Below are 19231 nucleotides of genomic sequence, written 5' to 3' on the forward strand. Positions count from 1 at the left end.
CGCGCCTTGGATGCAGACAAATCACCTGCCCGCAGACGCGTCGGCCGGGCTCGGCCAGATCGCTGCCGCGTCGTTTAGAATGATGGGCGACCAAACGCCGGATACCCGCGCCCGTCTCACCCAACCCCGGGACCAGAAAAGACCATGACCGATACCATCCATAACGTCGACCAAGCCGAGATCAGCAAGTTCGAGGAACTCGCCTCGCGCTGGTGGGATCCCGACAGCGAGTTCAAGACCCTGCACGACATCAACCCGCTGCGCCTCGACTACATCGAGCGCGGCGCCAGCGGGCTAGCCGACAAGGAGGTGCTCGACGTCGGCTGCGGCGGCGGCATCCTCTCCGAGAGCATGGCGCTGCGCGGCGCCAAGGTCACCGGCATCGACATGGGCGCGATGCCGCTGCGCGTGGCCGACCTCCACACCCTCGAGACCGGGGTCGAGGTCGACTACCGTCAGGTGCCGGTCGAGACCCTGGCCGCCGAGCGCCCGGCGAGCTTCGATGTGGTCACCTGCATGGAGATGCTCGAGCACGTCCCCGAGCCGGCCTCGGTGATCGACGCCTGCGCCCGGCTGGTACGCCCCGGCGGCCAGGTGTTCTTCTCCACCCTCAACCGCACCCCCAAGGCCTATCTGCTGGCGATCGTCGGCGCCGAGTACGTGATGGGCATGCTGCCGCGCGGCACCCACGACTACGCGCGCTTCATCCGCCCCTCCGAGCTCGACGCCTGGGTACGGCGCACCGCGCTGCGCACCACCGACCTCAGCGGCATGACCTACAACCCGCTGACCAAGACCTACCAGCTCGATGCCAGCGACCTCAGCGTCAACTATCTGGTGAGCTGCGTGCGCGACGATGCCGATGCCTGAGCCGGTACGTGACGCGGCGGTGCTGTTCGATCTCGACGGCACCTTCGCCGACACCGCTGCGGACATGGCCGCCGCGCTCAACCGACTGCGCGCGGCCCATGGCCGGGCGCCGCTACCACTGGCCGAGATCCGCCCCTTCGTCTCGCACGGCGGGCGCGGCATGCTCGAGGTCGGCTTCGGGCTGCGCCCCGGTGACAGTGACTACGAGTCGGTGCGCCACGCCTTCCTCGCCTGCTATGCCGAGGACCTGGTGCGCGACACCGCCCCCTTCCCGGGGATGGCCGAGCTGGTCGCTACCCTGGAGGCGCGCGCCATCCCCTGGGGGATCGTCACCAACAAGCCAGGCTATCTCACCCGACCGCTGCTCGAAGGCATCGGCTATGCCGAGCGCGCCGCCTGCGTAGTCTGCGGTGACACCACCCCCACACCCAAACCCCACCCACGCCCCCTGCTCCACGCCTGCGAGCTGCTCGGGGTCGACCCCGAACGCTGCTGGTACCTGGGGGACGCCGAGCGCGACATCCAGGCCGGGCGCGCCGCCGGCATGGGCACCCTGATCGCCCTGTTCGGCTATCTCGGGGCGCACGACGACCCGAGCGGCTGGGACGCGCACGGCGCCATCGACCACCCGCTCGCACTGCTCGACTGGCTGCCTGGGACCCCGGCATGAGCACGACCACCGCAGAGACCACGTGGCGCTTCCCCAACGACGCCACCCCGCTCGGAAGCGCCCGTTACTACGCCCTGCGCTTCGCCCCGACGCCGCAGCGCGATGCCCTGGCGCTGCTGGTGCTGTGGCACGCGCGGCTGCGCGTCATCCCCGGCGCGGTCTCCGAGGCAAGGATCGGTGCGGCCAAGCTCGACTGGTGGCGCGAGGAGATCGAGCGCTGCGCCAGCGGCGCGCCGACCCACCCGCTCGGCGCACCGCTAGCGGCGCTGATCGCCGAGCAGACGCTGCCGCTCGCGCCCTTCATCGAGGTGATCGACCACCAGGACGCGCGCCTCGCCACGCCCTCTCCGCCAGACTTCGAGGCCCTGGCCGCGCACGCCGAGACCGACCTCGGTGCGCTATTCGAGCTGCTCGCCCGCTGCGAGGGCGAGCGCTCGCCCGAGTCACTGCGCGAGGCACGCACACTCGGCACCTATTGCCGGCTGATCGCCGGGATCCGCGACGGCGGCTGGTGGTGGCGCCGCGGCCAGCTCGATTTCATCAGCGCCGACCTGCTGCCGAGCGACCTGGAGCGGCTGCCCGAACGGCTGCCGGCGCTGCTCGCGACCACCGCCGCACGCGCCGAGCAGCTGCGCACCGAGGCCCAGCGCGGCGCCTGCCGCGCCCGCAGCGTGCGCATCCGCACCCGGCTCGCCCGGGTGCTCGCCGCGGAGCTTGCCGCCAGCGACTACGCCGTGGTCGACCAGCGCATCGCCCTGCCCCCGCTGCGCAAGCTCTGGCACGCCTGGCGCGAGCAACGACGCTGAGCCATATCGGCAAGACGCAATGCCACGGGCGGCGTCTTGTCGCATCATTCGCACCCATCGACCCGGGCGCCGCGAGCACTCGGGTCGGACCCAAACAGTCAGCGAGAGACACGACCCATGGAACAACAGAACCAACCACTCCAGGACCGCGTCATCCTGGTCACCGGCGCGCTCGAGGGCATCGGTCGCGCCGTCGCCATGGCCGCCGCCGAGGCCGGCGCCACCGTGGTGCTCTCGGCGATCGACGAGCACGAACTCGATCCCGTCTACGACGCCATCGAAGCGGCCGGGCACCCACAGCCGGCGATCCTGCCGATCGACCCCGAGGCGGCCACCGCGGATGACTACATCGCCGTGGCCAACATCCTCGGCGACACCTTCGGGCGGCTCGACGGGCTCGCCCACTGCGCCGCCTTCACCCCCTACCTCAGCCGCATCGACGACTACGACGCCGAGGACTGGGAGCGGGTGCTCAAGGTCAACCTCACCGCCCCCTTCATGCTCACCCAGGCTTGCCTGCCGCTGCTGCGCGCCGCCGCCGACCCCTCGGTGGTGTTCACCAGCGATCGCGTCGGCCAGACCGGCAAGGCCTACTGGGGCGCCTTCGCCGCCGCCAAGTTCGGCCTCGAGGGGCTGATGCAGGTGCTCGCCGAGGAGACCAGCGAGGCCGGCCAGATCCGCGTCAACAGCATCGATCCCGGGGTGGTGCGCTGCGCCATGCGCGCGACCCTCTATCCCGGCGAGGACCCGATGCAGCACCCCGCCCCGGAGAGCGTGGTCGAGCCCTATCTGCGTCTGCTCGGCCCCGCCGGGCGCGGCATCACCGGGCAGCGCATCCAGGCCCAGCCGACGGCCTGACGGGACGCGGTGATGAGCAAGGCCCACCCGATCGAGGGACTCTACGACCTGATCACCGGCGACGAGGACGCCCGTGTCTGCAAGGACATCCCCAGCGCCTCGTGCAACGATCAGCCGCGCAACTTCTTCGTCTATCTCGGCGCCAACCTGATGAGCAAGGTCGCCGACGAACTCTCCAGCGCCAAGCTGATCCTGCCCTGGCTGTTCGGCTATCTCGGCGCCCCCGGGCTGCTGGTCGGCCTGCTGGTACCGATCCGCGAGGCCGGGGTGCTGTTGCCACAGCTGGCAGTGGCCGCCTACATCCGCCGCCTGCCGCTGCGCAAGGGGGTGTGGATCCTCGGCTCGGTGCTCTCGGCGCTGGCCCTGGCGCTGATGGCCGTCGCCGCGCTGACCCTGGAGGGCGCGCTCGCCGGCTGGACCATCATCGCCCTGCTGGTGGTCTTCAGCCTGGCGCGCGGACTGTGCTCGGTCTCGGCCAAGGACGTCCTCGGCAAGACCGTCTCCAAATCCAGGCGCGGCAACCTGATGGGGCTCTCGGCGGGGGTCGCCGGACTCGCCACCCTGGCGCTCGGTCTCTATCTGCAGTTCGTCGCCGACGCCCACGCCAATATCCTGATCTTTGTCGCCCTACTGCTCGGCGGGGCGCTCTGCTTCCTGCTCGGCGCCTTGGTGTTCAGCCTGATCCGCGAACAGCCGGGCGCCACCGAGGGTGGCGGCAACGCCATCGCGACCGCGCTCGAGAGCATCGGTCTACTGCGCAGCGATGCTGACTTCCGTCGCTTCGTGATCGCCCGCTCGGCGCTGCTGAGCGTCGCCCTCGCCCCGCCCTTCTATGTCCTGCTGGCACAGGCGCAGAGCGGCGGCGACCTCTCCGGCCTCGGGCTGCTGATCATCGCCAACGGTATCGCCGGCAGCCTCAGCGCACCGCTGTGGGGCCGGCTCGGCGACCGCTCGGCGCGTCTGGCGATGGCCCTCGCCGCCGCCCTGGCCGGCGCGATCGGGCTGCTGACCTGGGCGCTGGCGGCCAGCGCCAGCCCGCTGCTCGCCGACCCGCTGGCCTTCGCCGGACTCTTCCTGGTGCTCGGCATCGCCCACGCCGGGGTGCGACTCGGTCGCAAGGTCTATCTGGTCGACATGGCCACCAGCGAGACCCGTGCGGCCATGGTCGCGGTCAGCAACACCGTGATCGGCGTGGTGATGCTCGCCGGCGGCCTGATCGGCGTGCTCGGCGACCACTACGGCGCCGCCAGCGTGATCCTCGTCCTCGCCCTCGGCGCACTGTTCGCCGCGCTCTACGTCATGCGACTGCGCGAGGTCTCGGAGCCGGGCTGAACAAGGTCGCCGGCTGGAAAGGTTGAACCGCAAAGGTTGAACCGCAAAGCCGCAAAGAGCGCGAAGGAGAAAAAAGCCTCCAGCAGTCAGCCTCCAGTCGCCACGGGCGAGCGCCATCGACAACAGCACGGCTTGGGCGCCAGTGTTTGAGGACAGACAGCCGCTGGCGGCTGGTCGCCGTCAACCTGAACCTCTTCGCGTTCTTCGCGGCTTTGCGGTTCAATCCGCTGGCGACTGGAGGCTGATAGCTGGCGGCTGGCGGCTGGCGGCTGGCGACTGAAAAATCCCTTATGCTCGACGGACCGTCATCGGAGCGCTGGAGGACATCATGTCCCAATCCCGTCATCTGCGACTGCTGGTGATCGCAGCATGCTGTTGCGCGCCGGTACGGGCGGAGGTCTATCGCTGCGAGGACGCAACCGGGGTGCGCTATCAGCAATCGCCTTGCGAGCGTGGCGAGCACGCGCGCCGGGTCGAGACCGAGCCGGTCGACCGCGCCGAGGCCGAGGCCTCCGAGGCACGCGCCGCACGCATCCGCGCGCAACTGGAGCAGGAACGCGCGCGCGATCGCGCCGAGGCCGAGGCACGCCGGGCGCGCGAACTCGAGGAGCGGCGCGTCGAGGCCGAGGAACGCCGCGCGGCGGCGGCCGAGCGCCGCGCCGAGATCGAGGCGGCACGTCCGACGGCCCCACCGGCGATCTACCTCACCCCACCGCCGCGTCGCCCACCACCCTGGGTGCGACCACCCCACCCCCGACCGCAACCGCCCGAACCGGAACCCGAGACCAAACCGGGCTTCCGGCTGACCCCGCACCCGGGATAGTACGACGGGACGAAGCCGCCAGGATTGAACCGCAAAGGCGCGAAGCGCGCAAAGTGCATGATGTGTGATGTCGGCGTGAGGCCACAGGCAGCGCGGGTCTGTACCCACTGGCGGCTGATCGCTGGCGGCTTATTCCCCTTTGCGTCCTTTGCAGCTTTGCGGTTCAATCCGCTGGCGGCTTTCCCGCCCCACCCCGATTACCCCGCCTCGAGCAGTCGCTTGACCGGGCCGAAGCCGCGGCGGTGGGTGGGACAGGGGCCGAGGCGCTGGAGGGCCTCGATATGGGCGCGGGTGGGATAGCCCTTGTGGCCGGCGAAGCCGTAGCCGGGGTAATCACGCTCGTAGTCGAGCATCAGCCGGTCGCGAGCGACCTTGGCGATGATCGAGGCGGCGGCGATCTCGGGCACCAGTGCATCACCGCCGACCACGGCGCGCACCTCCAGCCCCGCGGGCAGCTCTGGACAGCGGTTGCCGTCGACCAGCACCAGCTCGGGCGCGATGGCCAGCCCCTCGACGGCGCGGCGCATCGCCAACATCGAGGCGTGGAGGATGTTGAGTGTCTCGATCTCCTCGACGCTACCCCAGGCCAGCGACCAGGCCAGGGCACGTTCGCGGATAGCGTCATAGAGCACCTCGCGACGCTTGGCGCTGAGCCGTTTGGAATCGTCGAGTCCGGCGATCGGGCGGCTGGGGTCGAGGATCACCGCGGCGGCGGCGACCGGGCCGGCGAGCGGGCCGCGGCCGGCCTCGTCGACGCCGGCGGTGAGGACGGGGGCGGTCATCTCGGGGTCTCTCCGATCAGGTCGAGCACTGCGCGCGCGGCCTCACGGGCGGCGTCGCAGCGCAGGTCACGGTGGATACGCGCGTACTCGCGCTCGATCTCGGCGCGACGCGCCTGGTCGTCGAGCAGCTCGAGCAGCGCCGGGGCGAGCAGCTCGGCGCGACAGCGCGATTGCACGAACTCGGGGGCGAGTTCGCGCCCGGCAAGCAGGTTGGCCATGGCGATGTGCGGCACCTTGACCAGCCCGAGCTGCTTGACCAGGTGATAGGTCAGCGGATGGAGACGGTAGCCGACCAGCATCGGCCGTCCGAGCAGCAGTCCCTCCAGGGTCGCAGTCCCCGAGGCGGTGAGCACCACATCGGCGGCGCTCATCGCCTCGCGTCCCTGGCCCTCGAGCAGGGTCAGCGGAAGCTCCGGGGCGCAGCGTCGCAGCTCGGCGCGGAAGCGCTCACCGACCCGGGTGTTGATCAACGGCACCACGAACCGCAGCCCGGGCCGTGCGGCGTGGGCCGCGCGGGCGGTCTCGATAAAGGGCGCGGCGAGGCGCTCGACCTCGCCCATGCGGCTGCCCGGGAGCAGCGCCACCAGCGGCGCCTCGGGGTCGAGCCCAAGCTCGGCGCGGGCGACCGCGCGATCGACCTCGAAGGGGATCTCGTCGGCCAGCGGGTGGCCGACATAGCGCGCCGGCACCCCGTGCTCGCGCAGGAAGCGCTCCTCGAAGGGGAAGATACTGAGCATCAGGTCGACGGCGCGGCGGATCCCCTTGACCCGCCCCGGTCGCCACGCCCAGACAGTGGGGCTGACCAGGTGCACGGTACGGATGCCGGCACGCCGCGCGCGCCGCTCGAGCCCGAGGTTGAAGTCCGGGGCATCGACCCCGATCAGCACCGCCGGGCGCTCGCGCAGCATGAAGCGCAGCAGCTCGCGGCGCAGCCCGAGCAGCTCACGCAGCTGGCCGAGCACCTCGGTCAGGCCCATCACCGAGAGCCGCTCCATCTCGAACAGGCTCTCGCAGCCGAGCGCCTGCATCCGTGGTCCGGCGACGCCGACGAAGCGCACCCGGGTGTCACCGAGCTGGCGTTGCAGCTCACGCACCACGGCGGCGCCGAGCAGGTCGCCCGAGGGTTCGTTGGCGACGATGCCGATGGTCAGCATGACAGAGGCTCCGCAGGGGGGCGCGACCCGAGGTCAGCGCACGATGCCGCGCGCGCTGGCGGCGATGAAGTCGATCAGTGGGCGCAGCTCAGGGGTCTCGGTGGTCATCGCGGCGATGCGCTCGAGCGCCTCCTCGCGTCTGAGTCCGGCGAGATAGAGGGTGCGATAGGCGCGCTTGATCGCCTGGATGGCCGCTGCCTCGAAACCACGCCGACGCAGCCCCTCGCTGTTGATACCGTGCGGGGCGGCGGGATGCCCTCCGACGGTGACATAGGGCGGCACGTCGCGCCCGAGCACGGTCCCCATCGCGCAGAAACTGTGGGCACCGAGCCGACTGAACTGGTGGACGATGGTGAAGCCGCCGAGGATCGCCCAGTCCTGCACCTCGACGTGACCACCGAGCGAGGCGGCGTTGGCCATGATCACGTCGTTGCCGATACGGCAGTCGTGGGCGACGTGGGTGTAGGCCATCAGCAGGTTGTCGTCGCCGATCCGGGTCACACCCTGATCCTGGATGGTGCCACGGTGGATGGTGACGAACTCGCGGATCTGGTTGCGATCGCCGATCTCCAGCCGGGTCGGCTCGCCGGCGTACTTCTTGTCCTGCGGATCCTCGCCGATCGAGGTGAATTGGAAGATGCGGTTGTCGCGCCCGATCCGGGTCCGCCCGCGCACCACCGCGTGCGGACCGATCCGGGTCCCGGCGCCGATCTCGACCTCGGGGCCGATCACCGCGAAGGGGCCGACCTCGACCCCGGGGTCGAGGCGGGCGCCCGGGTCAACGAGGGCGCTGGGATGGATCAAGCAGTGAAGTCCCGGGCGGTACACATGATCTCGGCGGTGGCGACCACCTGGTCATCGACCCGGGCCTCGCCGTCGAACTTCCAGATACCGCGGCGCACCGGCCCCAGCCGCACCTCCATGATCAGCTGATCACCAGGCTCGACCGGTCGTTTGAAACGCGCCTTGTCGATGCCGACGAAGTAGTAGAGCGACTTCTCGCTGACCTCCTCGGGACGCGAGGCCATCGCCAAGAGCCCCGTGGCCTGGGCCATGGCCTCGACGATCAGCACACCCGGCATCACCGGACGCACTGGGAAATGGCCGGTGAAGAAGGGCTCGTTGAAGGAGACGTTCTTCATCGCGATCAGATACTCCTCGACCTTGTAGTCGAGCACCCGATCGACCAGCAGGAAGGGATAGCGATGCGGCAGCAGACTCATCACCTTGTGGATGTCCATCGTCTTGCCTGCGTCCTGCATCTGCGCGGAATCCACCGGCGCAACCTGAGATCCCGCCATCAGCAATCCCCCTGCCCTGTTGTCTGTTTCATTGTTTTGATGCTTGCCTCTAGCTGTTTGACTCGGCGCGTCAGCTCGTCGAGGTGTCTGAAGCGCGCCACATTACGCCGCCACTCCGCGCTCGGCATCGCCGGGATGCCGCTGCTGTAGAGCCCGGGCTCGGGGAAGGAGCGGGTCACCATGGCCATCCCGGTGAAGTGGACATGGTCGCCGATCTCGAGATGACCGGCCATGCCGACAGCCCCGGCGATGGTGCAGTTACGCCCGATCCGCGTCGAGCCCGAGATCCCGGTGTTGGCGGCGATGGCGGTATTGTCGCCAATTTCGACGTTGTGGCCGATCTGGATGTGGTTGTCCAGCTTGACCCCGTCGCCGATCCGGGTATCGCCGATCGCACCGCGATCGACCGAGGTGTTGGCGCCGATCTCGACGTCATCGCCGAGCACCGCCCGCCCGATCTGGGGGAGACGTTCCCAACGTTCGCCGTCCTTGGCAAAACCAAAGCCCTCGCGACCGATCACCGCGCCAGGGTGGAGCAGCGCGCGCGCGCCGACCACCGTGCCCTCACACAGGGTCACCCGCGCCACCAGACGCGACTCGGCACCGATCCGGACTCCGCGCCCGATGACGCAGCTCGGACCGACGAATGCCCCGGGGCCGATCTCGGCCTCGGCCTCGACCACGGAGAGTGGGCCGATCCAGGCGCTGGGATCGATCCGCGCGGTGGGGTCGACGACGGCGCTGGGGTGTACACCACCGACGACCGGATCACGCGGGTGGAGGATGCGCGCGGCACGGGCGAAGGTGAGGTAGGGATTGTCGCTGACCAACACCGCGCCGGGGGCATGCTCGGCGTCGGCGGCGGTGAGGATCACCGCGCCGGCATGGGTCTCGGCCAGGTGTCGACGATATTTCGGATCGCCGAGAAAGCTCAGGCTGTCCGGGGTCGCGTCGGTCAGCTGAGCGACGCGCGTGAGACGGATCTCACCATCACCACGCAGCGACGCGCCGAGGCGCGCCGCGAGTTCTTTCAAACTGATTTCCAAGGGGTTCACCTCTGGGCGGCCGGCGCGCGCTAGGCGTCGGTCACCGTTGCTCGAACTCCGCCTTGAGGCGTTCGATGACCAGATCGGAGATATCGATACGATCGCTGAAGTAGACCACGCCCTCGGTGATCACCAGGTCGATCTCCTGCTCCTTGGCCAGCTCCACGACCACCTCCTGGACCTGGCGGGCCAGCTTGGTACGCAGCTCGTTCTGGCGCAGCACGAAGTCCTCCTGGAACTCGTCGCGGGCATACTTCAGCTTGCGGGTGCGGCTGCGGATGTCGTTCTGCAGCCGCTGGATCTCGTTCTCACTCATCAGCGGACCGTCGCGCTCGAGCTTGCGCTGCAGCGCAGCGATCTGTTCCTGCTGCTCACGCAGGGTACGCTCGCGCTCCTCGAGTTCGCGCTGCAGGGCATCACCCGCGGCATCGTACTGGGGCGACTGTTCGACCACCCGGTTGGGATCGACCACCGCGATGCGATAGCCCTCGAGATCCTCCTCGGCCTGGAGCTGGGCCGTCCCCAGCAACAAGGCGAGCGAGACGATGAGACGCAAATTCACGCTACCCTCCTTTGGATCAGAAGGTCTGGCCGAACCCGAACTGGAACACCTGGGTCTCGTCGCCATCCTTCTCGTTGAGCGGATAGGCCACGCTCACCGACAGTGCCCCGACCGGTGAGAGCCAGCTCACCGACAAGCCTGCCGAGTAGCGCAGGTCGCCGAGGTCGAAACCGGTGTTGTCGACCAGCGAGGAGTCGTCGGTCAGCCAGACGTTGCCGAAATCGAAGAAGGCGCCGAGTCGCAGCGTCTTCTCGAACTCGCCACCGACCGGTGGCGGGGCGAACAGCTCGACGCTACCGGCCAGCTTGAGGTTACCGCCGACCGGGTCGTTGGTCCTCAGCTCGCGCGGTCCCAGGGTGTTGGCCTGCCAGCCACGCACCGAGCGCGGACCACCGGCGTAGAAATTCTCGAAGAAGGGCAGGACATCGACATCGCCATAGCCGTCGCCATAGGCGATGTCGCCACTGAGCGAGAAGACGAAGCGCGAGGTCAGCGGGATATAGAGCTGATCGCGATAGGTCAGCTTGTAGTACTCCAGATCGCTGCCCGGCAGGGCGACCTCGGCGCGCAGGGTGCGTAACGACCCACGGGTCGGGAACAGCGCCGTATCACGCGAATCGTTGGAGTAACTCGCCGAGATCACGAGGTCGTTAAAGGTGTTGCCGTTACGCGCGACGAAGTCCTGGGCGAGGTCGGACTCGCCCGGCGAGAAGTCGGTGTACTGGTAGCGCATGCCGAGTCCGGCACGGCTGGTGTCGGAGATCGGCAACCCGAAGGAGAAACCGGCGACACCGACGTCGGTGGAGTAGTCAGCGCCGATCAGCTCGTCGTAGTCGGTCTCCTGGTAGGAGAGGTTGAAGCCGCGACTGATGCCATCGACCGTGTAGTACGGATTGGTGTAGGCGAGCTGATAGCGACGGTTGGCGGTACTGGTGTTGAAGGCGAGCGCCACGCGCTTGCCGGTACCGAGGAAGTTGTTCTGGGTGACGCTGGCGTTGAGCAAGATGCCTTGCGACTGCGAGAAGCCGATACCGGCGGCGAGGTTGCCCGCGGGCTTCTCCTCGACGGTGACGTCGACGTCGACCTGATCGGGCGAGCCAGGGACCGGCGGGGTCTCGATGCTGACATCGTCAAAGTAACCGAGCCGCTGCAGCCGTTCGCGCGACTTGCGCACCAGGTCAGCGGAGAACCAGGCGGTCTCGAGCTGTCGCATTTCGCGCCGCAGCACCTCGTCGCGGGTGCGGGTATTGCCCTTCATGTTGACGCGACGAACATAGACACGCTTACCGGGGTCGACGAAGAAGGTTACCGCCACCTCGTGCGCCTCCTCGTCGATCTCGGGCACGGTGTTGACGTTGGCGAAGGCATAGCCCTCGTCGCCGAGCAGGTTAGAGATGCGCTCGGCGCTCTCGGTGACGTGTTTGCGCGAGAACAACGCGCCGCGTTTAAGCTCGATCAGCGGGAAGAGCTTCTCGGTCGGGACCGAGGGCTCGCCGGCGAGCTGGATGTCGCTGATGCGGTAGGGTTCACCCTCGTCGATGACGACGGTGACATAGATCTCCTGCTTGTCGGCGCTGATCGAGACCTGGGTCGACTTGATCTCGAACTTGATGTAGCCGCGATCGAGATAGAAGGCGCGCAGCCGTTCCAGGTCACCGGCGAGCTTCTGCTTGGAGTACTGGTCGTTCTTCGAGTAGAACGAACTCCAACGCGTCGGCCCCAGCTCGAACTGCTGGCGCAACGCCTTCTCGCTGAAGGCGGCGTTGCCGATGATGTTGATCTGTTTGATGCGCGCGGTCAGCCCCTCGGTGATCTCGATGCGCACCGCCACGCGGTTGCGCTCGAGCGGTGAGACGGTCGACTGTACCAACACGCCGTACTTGCCACGCGCGAAGTACTGACGCTCGAGTTCCTGCTCGATACGATCGAGCACCGAGCGGTTGAACACCCGCCCCTCCTTGAGGCCGATGTCGGCGAGCGCGGCATCGAGCGCCTTGGTCTCGATGTCCTTGTTACCGACGATCTCGATCTCGGCGATCGCCGGACGCTCGCGCACCCACAGCACCAGCACGTTGCCGTCGCGCTCGACGCGGACGTCGTCGAAGAAGCCGGTGCGATAGAGCGAGCGGATGATGCCGCCGGTGACGCCGTCGCCGACGGTGTCGCCGACCTGCACCGGCAGGTAGTTGAACACCGTTCCCGGGGCGATACGCTGCAGCCCCTCGACACGGATGTCAGCGATCTGGAACACCTCGGCCAACGCCGAGACGGGAGTCGTCAGCAGCAGGACGAGCAGCAGGATCGGTCGCCGGACGCGGCCGCGTGGATTCGGAGATATCGCGCGCAAGAGAGAGTCCTCTGGATCGAGCCGAGTGTGCGACGCAGTCGACGGTCGAGGGGCGCTAGTATAAGGGATCGCGAGGATCTAGCCAAAGAGCCGGGACAGATCGACATAGAAGGCGAGCGACATCAGCCCCGCCAACACCACCAACCCGAACTTCTGCGCCTGTAGCTGCGCACCCTCAGAGAGCGGGCTGCCCTTGACCCACTCGATCAGGAAGTAGACCAAGTGACCGCCGTCGAGCATCGGGATCGGCAACAGGTTGAGCACACCGAGGCTGATACTGACCACGGCAAGGAACTTGACGAAGGCATCGAGCCCGTAGCTGGCCGTCCGCCCAGCGGTCTCGGCGATGGTGATCGGGCCGCTGAGGTTCTCCACCGAGGCCTGGCCGACCAGCATCCGCCCGACCACCTTGAGCATCATCACGCTGGTGTCCAGGGTCTTGTCGGCAGCCTTGCCGAGTGCCTCGATCGGGCCGTAATGGACCTCGACGCGATAGTCGGCCATCAGGTCCTCGGGCATCTCGACCCCGGCGCCGATGCGGCCAGTGCGCCCACCCTCGGCGTCCTCCACCGCGCGCGGGATCACCGTCAACGACAGCGGCTCGCCAGCACGCAGGATCTCGACGGTGATCGGTGTCTGCGGGCGCTCGCGCACCCAGTCGACCCAATCACGCCAACCGGCGATGACGACCCCATCGGCGCTGAGGATGCGGTCCCCAGGCATGAACCCGGCTTGTTCGGCCGGCTCCCCGGCCACCACTCGACCGATCACCGGCGCCACCCGCGGGCGCTCGGGTTCGAGCCCGAGCCGGTCGACCAGATCGGGCGACTCGGCGATCGCAGCCAGAGCCGCGGCCGGCAATACGCGCATCGCCTCGGCACCATCCTGCTCGCGCACCTGGACCGCCACGGCCTTACCCTCGAGCGCCTCGGCGGTGAGGGCGAACAGCGCCGTCTCCCAGCTCTGCACCGGGCGATCACCGATACGCAATAGCTCGTCACCGGGGGCAAAGCCGGCCTCTGCGGCCACCGACTTGGCGGCGACCTCGCCGATCACCGGACGCAGCCCGGTGTCACCGGCGACGAACAGCCCCCAGTAGGCGAGCACCGCGAAGAGCAGGTTGAACAGCGGCCCGGCGACCACCACTGCAGTGCGCTTCCACAGCCGCTGACGGTTGAAGGCGCGATGCCGCTCGGCCTCGTCGACCGCCGCCTCACGCTCGTCGAGCATCCGTACATAACCGCCGAGCGGGATGGCGGCGATCACGTACTCGGTCTCGTCGCCACCGCGCCAACGCAACAAGGGTCGACCGAAACCGATCGAGAAGCGCAACACCTTGATCCCCACCCGTCGCGCGACCCAGAAGTGGCCGAACTCGTGGACCGCGATCAGGATCCCGAGGGCGACGATGAAGGCGACGATGGTGAAGAGAAGATCCATATGCGACTAGCTGACCCGCTGTCTGACGAACAGTTCCGCGCGTTCGCGCGCCTGGCGGTCGACCTCGAGCAGGAAGGCGACATCCACGCCCTCGACCGAGGCATTGGGGATGGCCTCGAGGGTACCACCGACCACGGCGGCGATACCGGGGAAGTCGATACGCCCGTCGAGGAAGGCGGCCACCGCGACCTCGTTGGCGGCGTTGAGCACCGCCGGCGCCGTTCCGCCCTGTTCGGCGGCCTGGAAGGCCAGCGCCAGACAGGGGAAGCGCTCGAAGTCCGGGGCCTGGAAATCGAGCCGGGCGACGGCGAACAGATCGAGCGGCTCAACCCCGGAGGCGAAGCGCTCGGGCCAGGCCATGGCCTGGGCGATCGGGGTACGCATATCGGGGTTGCCGAGTTCGGCGAGCACCGAACCGTCGGTGTACTGCACCAACGAGTGGATCATGCTCTGCGGGTGCACCACCACCTGGATGTGACGGGTATCGGTGCCGAACAGCCAACAGGCCTCGATCACCTCCAGCCCCTTGTTCATCATCGTCGCCGAATCGACCGAGATCTTGCGCCCCATCGCCCAGGTCGGATGGGCACAGGCCTGCTCCGGGGTGGCGCCGGCGATGCGCTCGATCGACCAGTCACGGAAGGGTCCGCCGGAGGCGGTGAGCAGGATGCGCTCGACCCCGACGCGCTCGAGCCCGTCGGCAAAGTTCGGCGGCAGGCACTGGAAGATGGCGTTGTGCTCACTGTCGATCGGCAGCAACTCGGCGCCGCTGTCGGCGACGGCCTGCATCAGCAGCGCACCGGCGACCACCAGCGACTCCTTGTTGGCGAGCAGCACCCGCTTGCCGACGCGCGCGGCGGCCAGGGTCGGACGCAGCCCGGCGGCACCGACGATGGCGGCCATCACATAGTCGGCCTCGGGCATCGCCGCGACCTGCTCGAGTCCCTCGACACCCTCGAGCACCTCGGGCCGGCCGGGCATGTCGGCGAGCAGCGCACGTAGCCGTGCGGCGGCGGCGGGATCGACCATCACCGCAAACAGCGGACGGTGCGCACGGCACTGCTCGGCCATGCGCTCGGCATCGGTGTTGGCGGTCAGGGCCACGGCCCGGAAGCGGTCGGGATGGCGGGCGAGCACGTCGAGCGTGCTGACCCCGATCGACCCCGTCGAGCCAAGTACGGTCACGCCTATCACTTATCGAACTCCGATCAAGGTAGTGCCCAACAGGAACAGGGGCGCGGCCGCGGTCAGGCTGTCGATACGATCGAGCATGCCGCCATGGCCGGGCAGGAGCTGGCCCGAGTCCTTCACGCCACAGCGGCGCTTGAGCAGGCTTTCATAGAGATCCCCGGTCACCGAGATCAGTGCGGTGACGGCACTGACCAACAGCAGCAGGAGGCCATGCAGCGGCGCGAGCCCCTGGAGCCAGGCGAACACCAGCGCGCACAGCACCGCCCCCAGGACACCACCATAGACCCCGGCGCGGGTCTTACCGGGGCTGAGCACCGGGGCGAGCTTGGTGCGCCCCCAGCGCCGCCCGACGAAATAAGCGCCGGTATCGGCGCTCCAGATCACGAACAGCAGAAAGAGCACCAGCGCCGGCCCACCGGAGGCGTCGTGCAGTGTCGTCAGCGCCGCCCAGGGGGCGATCAGCACCAGCAGGCCGACGACCAGCAGCCGCAGATCAACACCGACGCCAGACTCGATCTGACGCATTCGCAACAGTCGCCAGGTCTGCCACAGCCACCACAGCGCACTGGCGATGGTCAACCACAACAGCCCTTGTGGGGATGACCAGAGCAGCATCATGGCGCCGCCCACGAGCAGCGGATAGAGCGCCCGCAGGCGCTGATCGGCAACGCCGGCGAGGGTCGCCCATTCCCAAGCACCGATCCCGATCACCCCGGCCAGGACCAGCGCAAACAGCGGCGTCGGCAGCCACAGCACCGCGCCGATGACCAGCGGGACCAGAGCCAATGCGGTGAGCGTGCGCTGGCGCAGCGCGCTTGTCGTTGCAACGGCCATGCAATCAACCCCGTCCATAGCGACCGACCGCGCTCAGCGCCTCGACCTGCTCGCCGGTGCGGCCGAAGCGGCGCTGACGGCCGGCGTAGAAATCGAGCGCCTCGGCAAAGGCCGAGGCATCGAAGTCCGGCCACAACACCGGACTGAAGAAGAGCTCCGAGTAGGCCGACTGCCAGAGCATGAAATTGCTCAGGCGTTGTTCTCCACCCGTGCGGATGAAGAGGTCGGGCTCGGGGAGATCGGGAAAGGAGAGGCGTTCGGAGAGCGCCGATTCATCGATACTGGCGGGGTCGAGCACCCCGGCCTGGACATCGGCGACGAGCTGGCGGGCGGCACGGATGATGTCCCAACGCCCACCGTAATTGGCCGCCACCTGGAGATTGAGGCCATTGTTGTCGGCGGTCAGTTGCTCGGCCTCGGCGATACGCTGCTGCAAGCGTTCGGGAAAGGCCGTGCGCTCACCGATCACGCGCAGCCGCACATCATGCTGATGCAGCCGCCGCACCTCGCCGCGCAACGCACTCATGAACAACTCCATGAGGATGTTGACCTCGGAGGGCGGGCGACGCCAGTTCTCGCTACTAAAGGCGAACAGGGTCAGCGTACCGATACCGCGTCGCACGCTCTCCTCGACCACCGCGCGCACGCTCTTGACGCCTTCGCGGTGACCAGCTGTACGCGGCTTCCCTCGCCGCTTTGCCCAGCGCCCGTTGCCGTCCATGATGATGGCGACATGCTCGGGTACCGGGGTCTCGGGGACGGCGATAACGCCGGGAGACGTTGCAGTTTCCACAATACTTAAGAACAGCCTGGCACCGTGTCGGGTCAGATCGACATCAGGTCCTCTTCCTTCTCGGCCAGGACTGCGTCGATCTCCTTGACGTTCTGGTCGGTGAGCTTCTGTACGATCTCCTGACCGCGGCGCTCGTCGTCCTCGGAGATCATCTTCTCCTTGACCAGCTCCTTGAGCTCATTGTTGGCATCGCGGCGGATGTTACGAATCGCCACGCGTGCCTGCTCAGCCTCGTTGCGAGCGACCTTGATCAGGTCGCGACGGCGCTCCTCGGTCAACGGCGGCATCGGCACGCGGATCACGGTACCGGCGGAGTTCGGGTTGAGACCGAGATCGGACTGCATGATCGCCTTCTCGATCGCCTGCACCATGCCCTTCTCCCAGGGCACCACGCTGATGGTGCGAGCATCCTCGGCATTGATGTTGGCGACCTGGCGGATCGGCACATCGGAGCCGTAGTAGGAGACCATGATGTGGTCGAGCAGCGAGGGATGGGCACGACCCGTGCGAATCTTCGCCAGTTCGTGCGACAGCGCCTCGACGCTCTTGGCCATGCGGTCTGCAGCGTCTTTCTTGATATCGTCGATCATGTTAGTTCCCGCTTACGACCAGCGAGCCGATGTCCTCGCCGCGGACCAGCCGCAACAGTGCACCCGACTCGTTGATGTTCATTACACGCAGTGGCATTCCATGGTCCCGACAGAGCACGATCGCCGTCGTATCCATGACCTTGAGACCCTCGCGCAGCGCCTGATCGTAGCTGATCCGGCTATAGAAGCGCGCGTCGGGATCCTGGACCGGGTCGGCGGAATAGATGCCGTCGACCTTGGTCGCCTTGACCAGCAGTTCGGCGCCGACCTCGATCGCGCGCAGGCTGGCGGCTGAATCGGTGGTGAAGAAGGGGTTACCGGTGCCGGCGGCGAAGATCACCACCCGCCCCTTGTCGAGATGACGCATGGCGCGGCGACGAATGTAGTCCTCGCACACCTGGTTGATCTTCAGCGCCGACATCACCCGACAGGAGACCCCCAGACGCTCGAGCGCATCCTGCATCGCCAAGGCATTCATCACCGTGGCCAGCATCCCCATCTGGTCACCGGTGACGCGATCCATGCCCCGCGCCGCCAGACCGGCGCCGCGGAAGATGTTACCGCCACCGATGACCAGCGCGACCTGGATGCCATCGGCGGCTAAGTCGCGGACCTCGCAGGCGAAGCGCTCGAGGACATCCGGGTCGATGCCGTGCGCCCCTCCCCCCATCAGCGCCTCACCGCTGAGTTTGAGCAAAATGCGTCGATAGGCTGGGGCGGCGGCGGTCATGCCCGGTGTACCTCGTCAGGGTTGCGGTCGGGAGAAGAAGCGTTTGATGTTGGCTCAGGATACAGCAGACGATCAGCTGCCGCGAACCTGGGCCATCACCTCCTCGGCGAAGTTCTCGGTCTTCTTCTCGATGCCCTCGCCGACCTCGACGCGCGAGAAACGGCGCACCTGGGCACCGGCCTGCTTGAGCAGCTTCTCGACCGACTGGTCGGGATCCTTGACGAAGGATTGACCGAGCAGGGTGACCTCTTCGAGGTACTTACGCACCCGACCCTCGATGATCTTCTCGACGATCGCCTCGGGCTTGCCGCTCTCGAGCGCCTGTGCCTTGAAGATCTCGCGTTCCTTGGCCAGCGACTCGGCCGGCACCTGATCGGCGCTGACGCACATCGGCTTGGTGGCCGCCACGTGCATGGCAATGTCGTGACCGAGGGCGGCGTCACCACCGACGAGTTCGACCACCACGCCAATACGTGCACCGTGGCGATAGCTGTGCAGGGTCCCCTCGACGTCATCAAAGCGCACCAGGCGACGCAGCTGGATGTTCTCACCGATCTTGGCGACCAGGGCGGCACGGGCGCTCTCGACGGTGGACTCGGCATCACCGGCGAGCGGCAGCGCGGCGAGGGCCTCGACATCGGCCGCATCGCTGTCGAGCGCAGTGGCCACGGCGGCCTCGGCGAAGGCCTCGAAGTTGGAGTCCTTGGCAACGAAGTCGGTCTCGCAGTTGACCTCGAGCTGCACGCCGCGCTTGCCGTCCTCGGCGATGGCGATCATCACCACACCCTCGGCTGCGGTACGGCCGGACTTCTTCGCCGCCTTTGCCTGGCCGGACTTGCGCATCGCCTCGATGGCCGCCTCGATGTCGCCGTTGCTCTCCACCAGCGCCTTCTTGCACTCCATCATGCCAGCGCCGGTGCGCTCACGCAGTTCCTTCACCAATGCCGCGGTAATCGCCATGTCTAAGCTACCTCTGTCGCCCCTGCGGGCGATTGAAATCGGAATCTCGGAAAGGGCCCCCCCCCCAAGCGGGGGGGGGGGGGGGGGGGGGGTAATTTGGGGGGCGGGCCGCGCCCCCCCGCCCCCCCCGGGGGGGGGGGGG

20 protein-coding genes are annotated in these 19231 nt (G+C 67.9%); 6 read left to right on the top strand and 14 right to left on the bottom strand.

Annotated features, from left to right (window positions below; translation table 11 throughout):
* Positions 1–144: 144 nt before the first annotated feature.
* The 6 genes from ubiG (at position 145) to HF203_RS09430 (ending at position 5359) form a co-directional block, all read left to right on the top strand.
* Positions 145–870: a bifunctional 2-polyprenyl-6-hydroxyphenol methylase/3-demethylubiquinol 3-O-methyltransferase UbiG gene (gene ubiG, locus HF203_RS09405; protein ID WP_168668985.1), complete on the top strand. Its 726-nt coding sequence runs from the start codon at positions 145–147 to the stop codon at positions 868–870.
* The gene (locus HF203_RS09410) at positions 857–1540 is read left to right on the top strand and encodes an HAD family hydrolase (protein ID WP_168668987.1); all 684 of its coding nucleotides are present in this window, start codon (positions 857–859) and stop codon (positions 1538–1540) included. Before ubiG ends, HF203_RS09410 begins: the two co-directional genes overlap by 14 nt.
* A complete protein-coding gene (locus HF203_RS09415) occupies positions 1537–2346 on the top strand; it encodes a squalene/phytoene synthase family protein (RefSeq protein WP_168668989.1) in 810 nt (269 codons plus the stop codon). Before HF203_RS09410 ends, HF203_RS09415 begins: the two co-directional genes overlap by 4 nt.
* Before the next feature lie 117 nt (positions 2347–2463).
* Positions 2464–3204 (top strand): SDR family NAD(P)-dependent oxidoreductase, encoded by a 741-nt coding sequence (locus tag HF203_RS09420; protein ID WP_123140401.1) that lies wholly within the window; start codon positions 2464–2466, stop codon positions 3202–3204.
* A gap of 12 nt (positions 3205–3216) precedes the next feature.
* The gene (locus tag HF203_RS09425) at positions 3217–4536 is read left to right on the top strand and encodes an MFS transporter (RefSeq protein ID WP_168668991.1); all 1320 of its coding nucleotides are present in this window, start codon (positions 3217–3219) and stop codon (positions 4534–4536) included.
* A gap of 328 nt (positions 4537–4864) precedes the next feature.
* Positions 4865–5359 (top strand): DUF4124 domain-containing protein, encoded by a 495-nt coding sequence (locus tag HF203_RS09430; protein ID WP_168668993.1) that lies wholly within the window; start codon positions 4865–4867, stop codon positions 5357–5359.
* A 197-nt stretch (positions 5360–5556) separates the two neighbouring features.
* On the opposite strand, the gene rnhB is transcribed toward HF203_RS09430, so the two are convergent.
* The 14 genes from rnhB to tsf all read right to left on the bottom strand — a co-directional run bounded on the left by rnhB (position 5557) and on the right by tsf (position 19089).
* On the bottom strand, positions 5557–6141 hold the full coding sequence (rnhB, locus tag HF203_RS09435; protein ID WP_168668995.1) for a ribonuclease HII: 585 nt from the start codon (positions 6139–6141) through the stop codon (positions 5557–5559).
* Positions 6138–7295, bottom strand: coding sequence for a lipid-A-disaccharide synthase (gene lpxB / locus HF203_RS09440; RefSeq protein WP_168668997.1), 1158 nt, complete (start codon positions 7293–7295; stop codon positions 6138–6140). Before lpxB ends, rnhB begins: the two co-directional genes overlap by 4 nt.
* A 33-nt stretch (positions 7296–7328) precedes the next feature.
* Complete coding sequence (lpxA, locus tag HF203_RS09445) at positions 7329–8099, bottom strand: acyl-ACP--UDP-N-acetylglucosamine O-acyltransferase (protein ID WP_168668999.1); 771 nt, start codon at positions 8097–8099, stop codon at positions 7329–7331.
* Positions 8096–8596: a 3-hydroxyacyl-ACP dehydratase FabZ gene (gene fabZ, locus HF203_RS09450; protein WP_168669001.1), complete on the bottom strand. Its 501-nt coding sequence runs from the start codon at positions 8594–8596 to the stop codon at positions 8096–8098. The genes lpxA and fabZ overlap by 4 nt, the downstream gene beginning before the upstream one ends.
* The gene (lpxD, locus tag HF203_RS09455) at positions 8596–9642 is read right to left on the bottom strand and encodes a UDP-3-O-(3-hydroxymyristoyl)glucosamine N-acyltransferase (protein ID WP_168669003.1); all 1047 of its coding nucleotides are present in this window, start codon (positions 9640–9642) and stop codon (positions 8596–8598) included. The genes fabZ and lpxD overlap by 1 nt, the downstream gene beginning before the upstream one ends.
* A 40-nt stretch (positions 9643–9682) precedes the next feature.
* Positions 9683–10171 (bottom strand): OmpH/Skp family outer membrane protein, encoded by a 489-nt coding sequence (locus HF203_RS09460; protein WP_168669030.1) that lies wholly within the window; start codon positions 10169–10171, stop codon positions 9683–9685.
* 49 nt (positions 10172–10220) lie between these two features.
* Positions 10221–12551 (bottom strand): outer membrane protein assembly factor BamA, encoded by a 2331-nt coding sequence (gene bamA / locus HF203_RS09465; RefSeq protein ID WP_168669005.1) that lies wholly within the window; start codon positions 12549–12551, stop codon positions 10221–10223.
* A 78-nt stretch (positions 12552–12629) separates the two neighbouring features.
* On the bottom strand, positions 12630–13991 hold the full coding sequence (gene rseP / locus HF203_RS09470) for an RIP metalloprotease RseP (RefSeq protein ID WP_168669007.1): 1362 nt from the start codon (positions 13989–13991) through the stop codon (positions 12630–12632).
* Positions 13992–13997: 6 nt separating this feature from the next.
* A complete protein-coding gene (ispC, locus tag HF203_RS09475; protein WP_168669009.1) occupies positions 13998–15185 on the bottom strand; it encodes a 1-deoxy-D-xylulose-5-phosphate reductoisomerase in 1188 nt (395 codons plus the stop codon).
* On the bottom strand, positions 15186–16016 hold the full coding sequence (locus HF203_RS09480; protein WP_246221719.1) for a phosphatidate cytidylyltransferase: 831 nt from the start codon (positions 16014–16016) through the stop codon (positions 15186–15188). It lies immediately after the preceding gene.
* Between the two features lie 4 nt (positions 16017–16020).
* A complete protein-coding gene (gene uppS, locus HF203_RS09485; RefSeq protein ID WP_343043903.1) occupies positions 16021–16782 on the bottom strand; it encodes an undecaprenyl pyrophosphate synthase in 762 nt (253 codons plus the stop codon).
* 59 nt (positions 16783–16841) lie between these two features.
* Complete coding sequence (frr, locus tag HF203_RS09490) at positions 16842–17399, bottom strand: ribosome recycling factor (protein ID WP_168669014.1); 558 nt, start codon at positions 17397–17399, stop codon at positions 16842–16844.
* Between the two features lies 1 nt (position 17400).
* The gene (gene pyrH, locus HF203_RS09495; protein ID WP_168669016.1) at positions 17401–18129 is read right to left on the bottom strand and encodes a UMP kinase; all 729 of its coding nucleotides are present in this window, start codon (positions 18127–18129) and stop codon (positions 17401–17403) included.
* Positions 18130–18201: 72 nt separating this feature from the next.
* Positions 18202–19089: a translation elongation factor Ts gene (tsf, locus tag HF203_RS09500; RefSeq protein ID WP_168669018.1), complete on the bottom strand. Its 888-nt coding sequence runs from the start codon at positions 19087–19089 to the stop codon at positions 18202–18204.
* Between the last annotated feature and the right edge of the window lie 142 nt (positions 19090–19231).

Source organism: Marichromatium bheemlicum (genome assembly GCF_012276755.1).
GTDB classification, from domain to species: Bacteria; Pseudomonadota; Gammaproteobacteria; order Chromatiales; family Chromatiaceae; genus Marichromatium; species Marichromatium bheemlicum.

Bases quoted from the DNA above. Each gene is read 5' to 3' on its own strand.
- HF203_RS09480 (WP_246221719.1), bottom strand. From the start codon at position 16,016: ATGGCCGTTGCAACGACAAGCGCGCTGCGCCAGCGCACGCTCACCGCA.
- rnhB (WP_168668995.1), bottom strand. From the start codon at position 6,141: ATGACCGCCCCCGTCCTCACCGCCGGCGTCGACGAGGCCGGCCGCGGC.
- frr (WP_168669014.1), bottom strand. From the start codon at position 17,399: ATGATCGACGATATCAAGAAAGACGCTGCAGACCGCATGGCCAAGAGC.
- lpxB (WP_168668997.1), bottom strand. From the start codon at position 7,295: ATGCTGACCATCGGCATCGTCGCCAACGAACCCTCGGGCGACCTGCTC.
- tsf (WP_168669018.1), bottom strand. From the start codon at position 19,089: ATGGCGATTACCGCGGCATTGGTGAAGGAACTGCGTGAGCGCACCGGC.
- ubiG (WP_168668985.1), top strand. From the start codon at position 145: ATGACCGATACCATCCATAACGTCGACCAAGCCGAGATCAGCAAGTTC.
- rseP (WP_168669007.1), bottom strand. From the start codon at position 13,991: ATGGATCTTCTCTTCACCATCGTCGCCTTCATCGTCGCCCTCGGGATC.
- fabZ (WP_168669001.1), bottom strand. From the start codon at position 8,596: ATGGCGGGATCTCAGGTTGCGCCGGTGGATTCCGCGCAGATGCAGGAC.
- HF203_RS09415 (WP_168668989.1), top strand. From the start codon at position 1,537: ATGAGCACGACCACCGCAGAGACCACGTGGCGCTTCCCCAACGACGCC.
- HF203_RS09410 (WP_168668987.1), top strand. From the start codon at position 857: ATGCCGATGCCTGAGCCGGTACGTGACGCGGCGGTGCTGTTCGATCTC.
- pyrH (WP_168669016.1), bottom strand. From the start codon at position 18,129: ATGACCGCCGCCGCCCCAGCCTATCGACGCATTTTGCTCAAACTCAGC.
- HF203_RS09425 (WP_168668991.1), top strand. From the start codon at position 3,217: ATGAGCAAGGCCCACCCGATCGAGGGACTCTACGACCTGATCACCGGC.
- HF203_RS09430 (WP_168668993.1), top strand. From the start codon at position 4,865: ATGTCCCAATCCCGTCATCTGCGACTGCTGGTGATCGCAGCATGCTGT.
- HF203_RS09420 (WP_123140401.1), top strand. From the start codon at position 2,464: ATGGAACAACAGAACCAACCACTCCAGGACCGCGTCATCCTGGTCACC.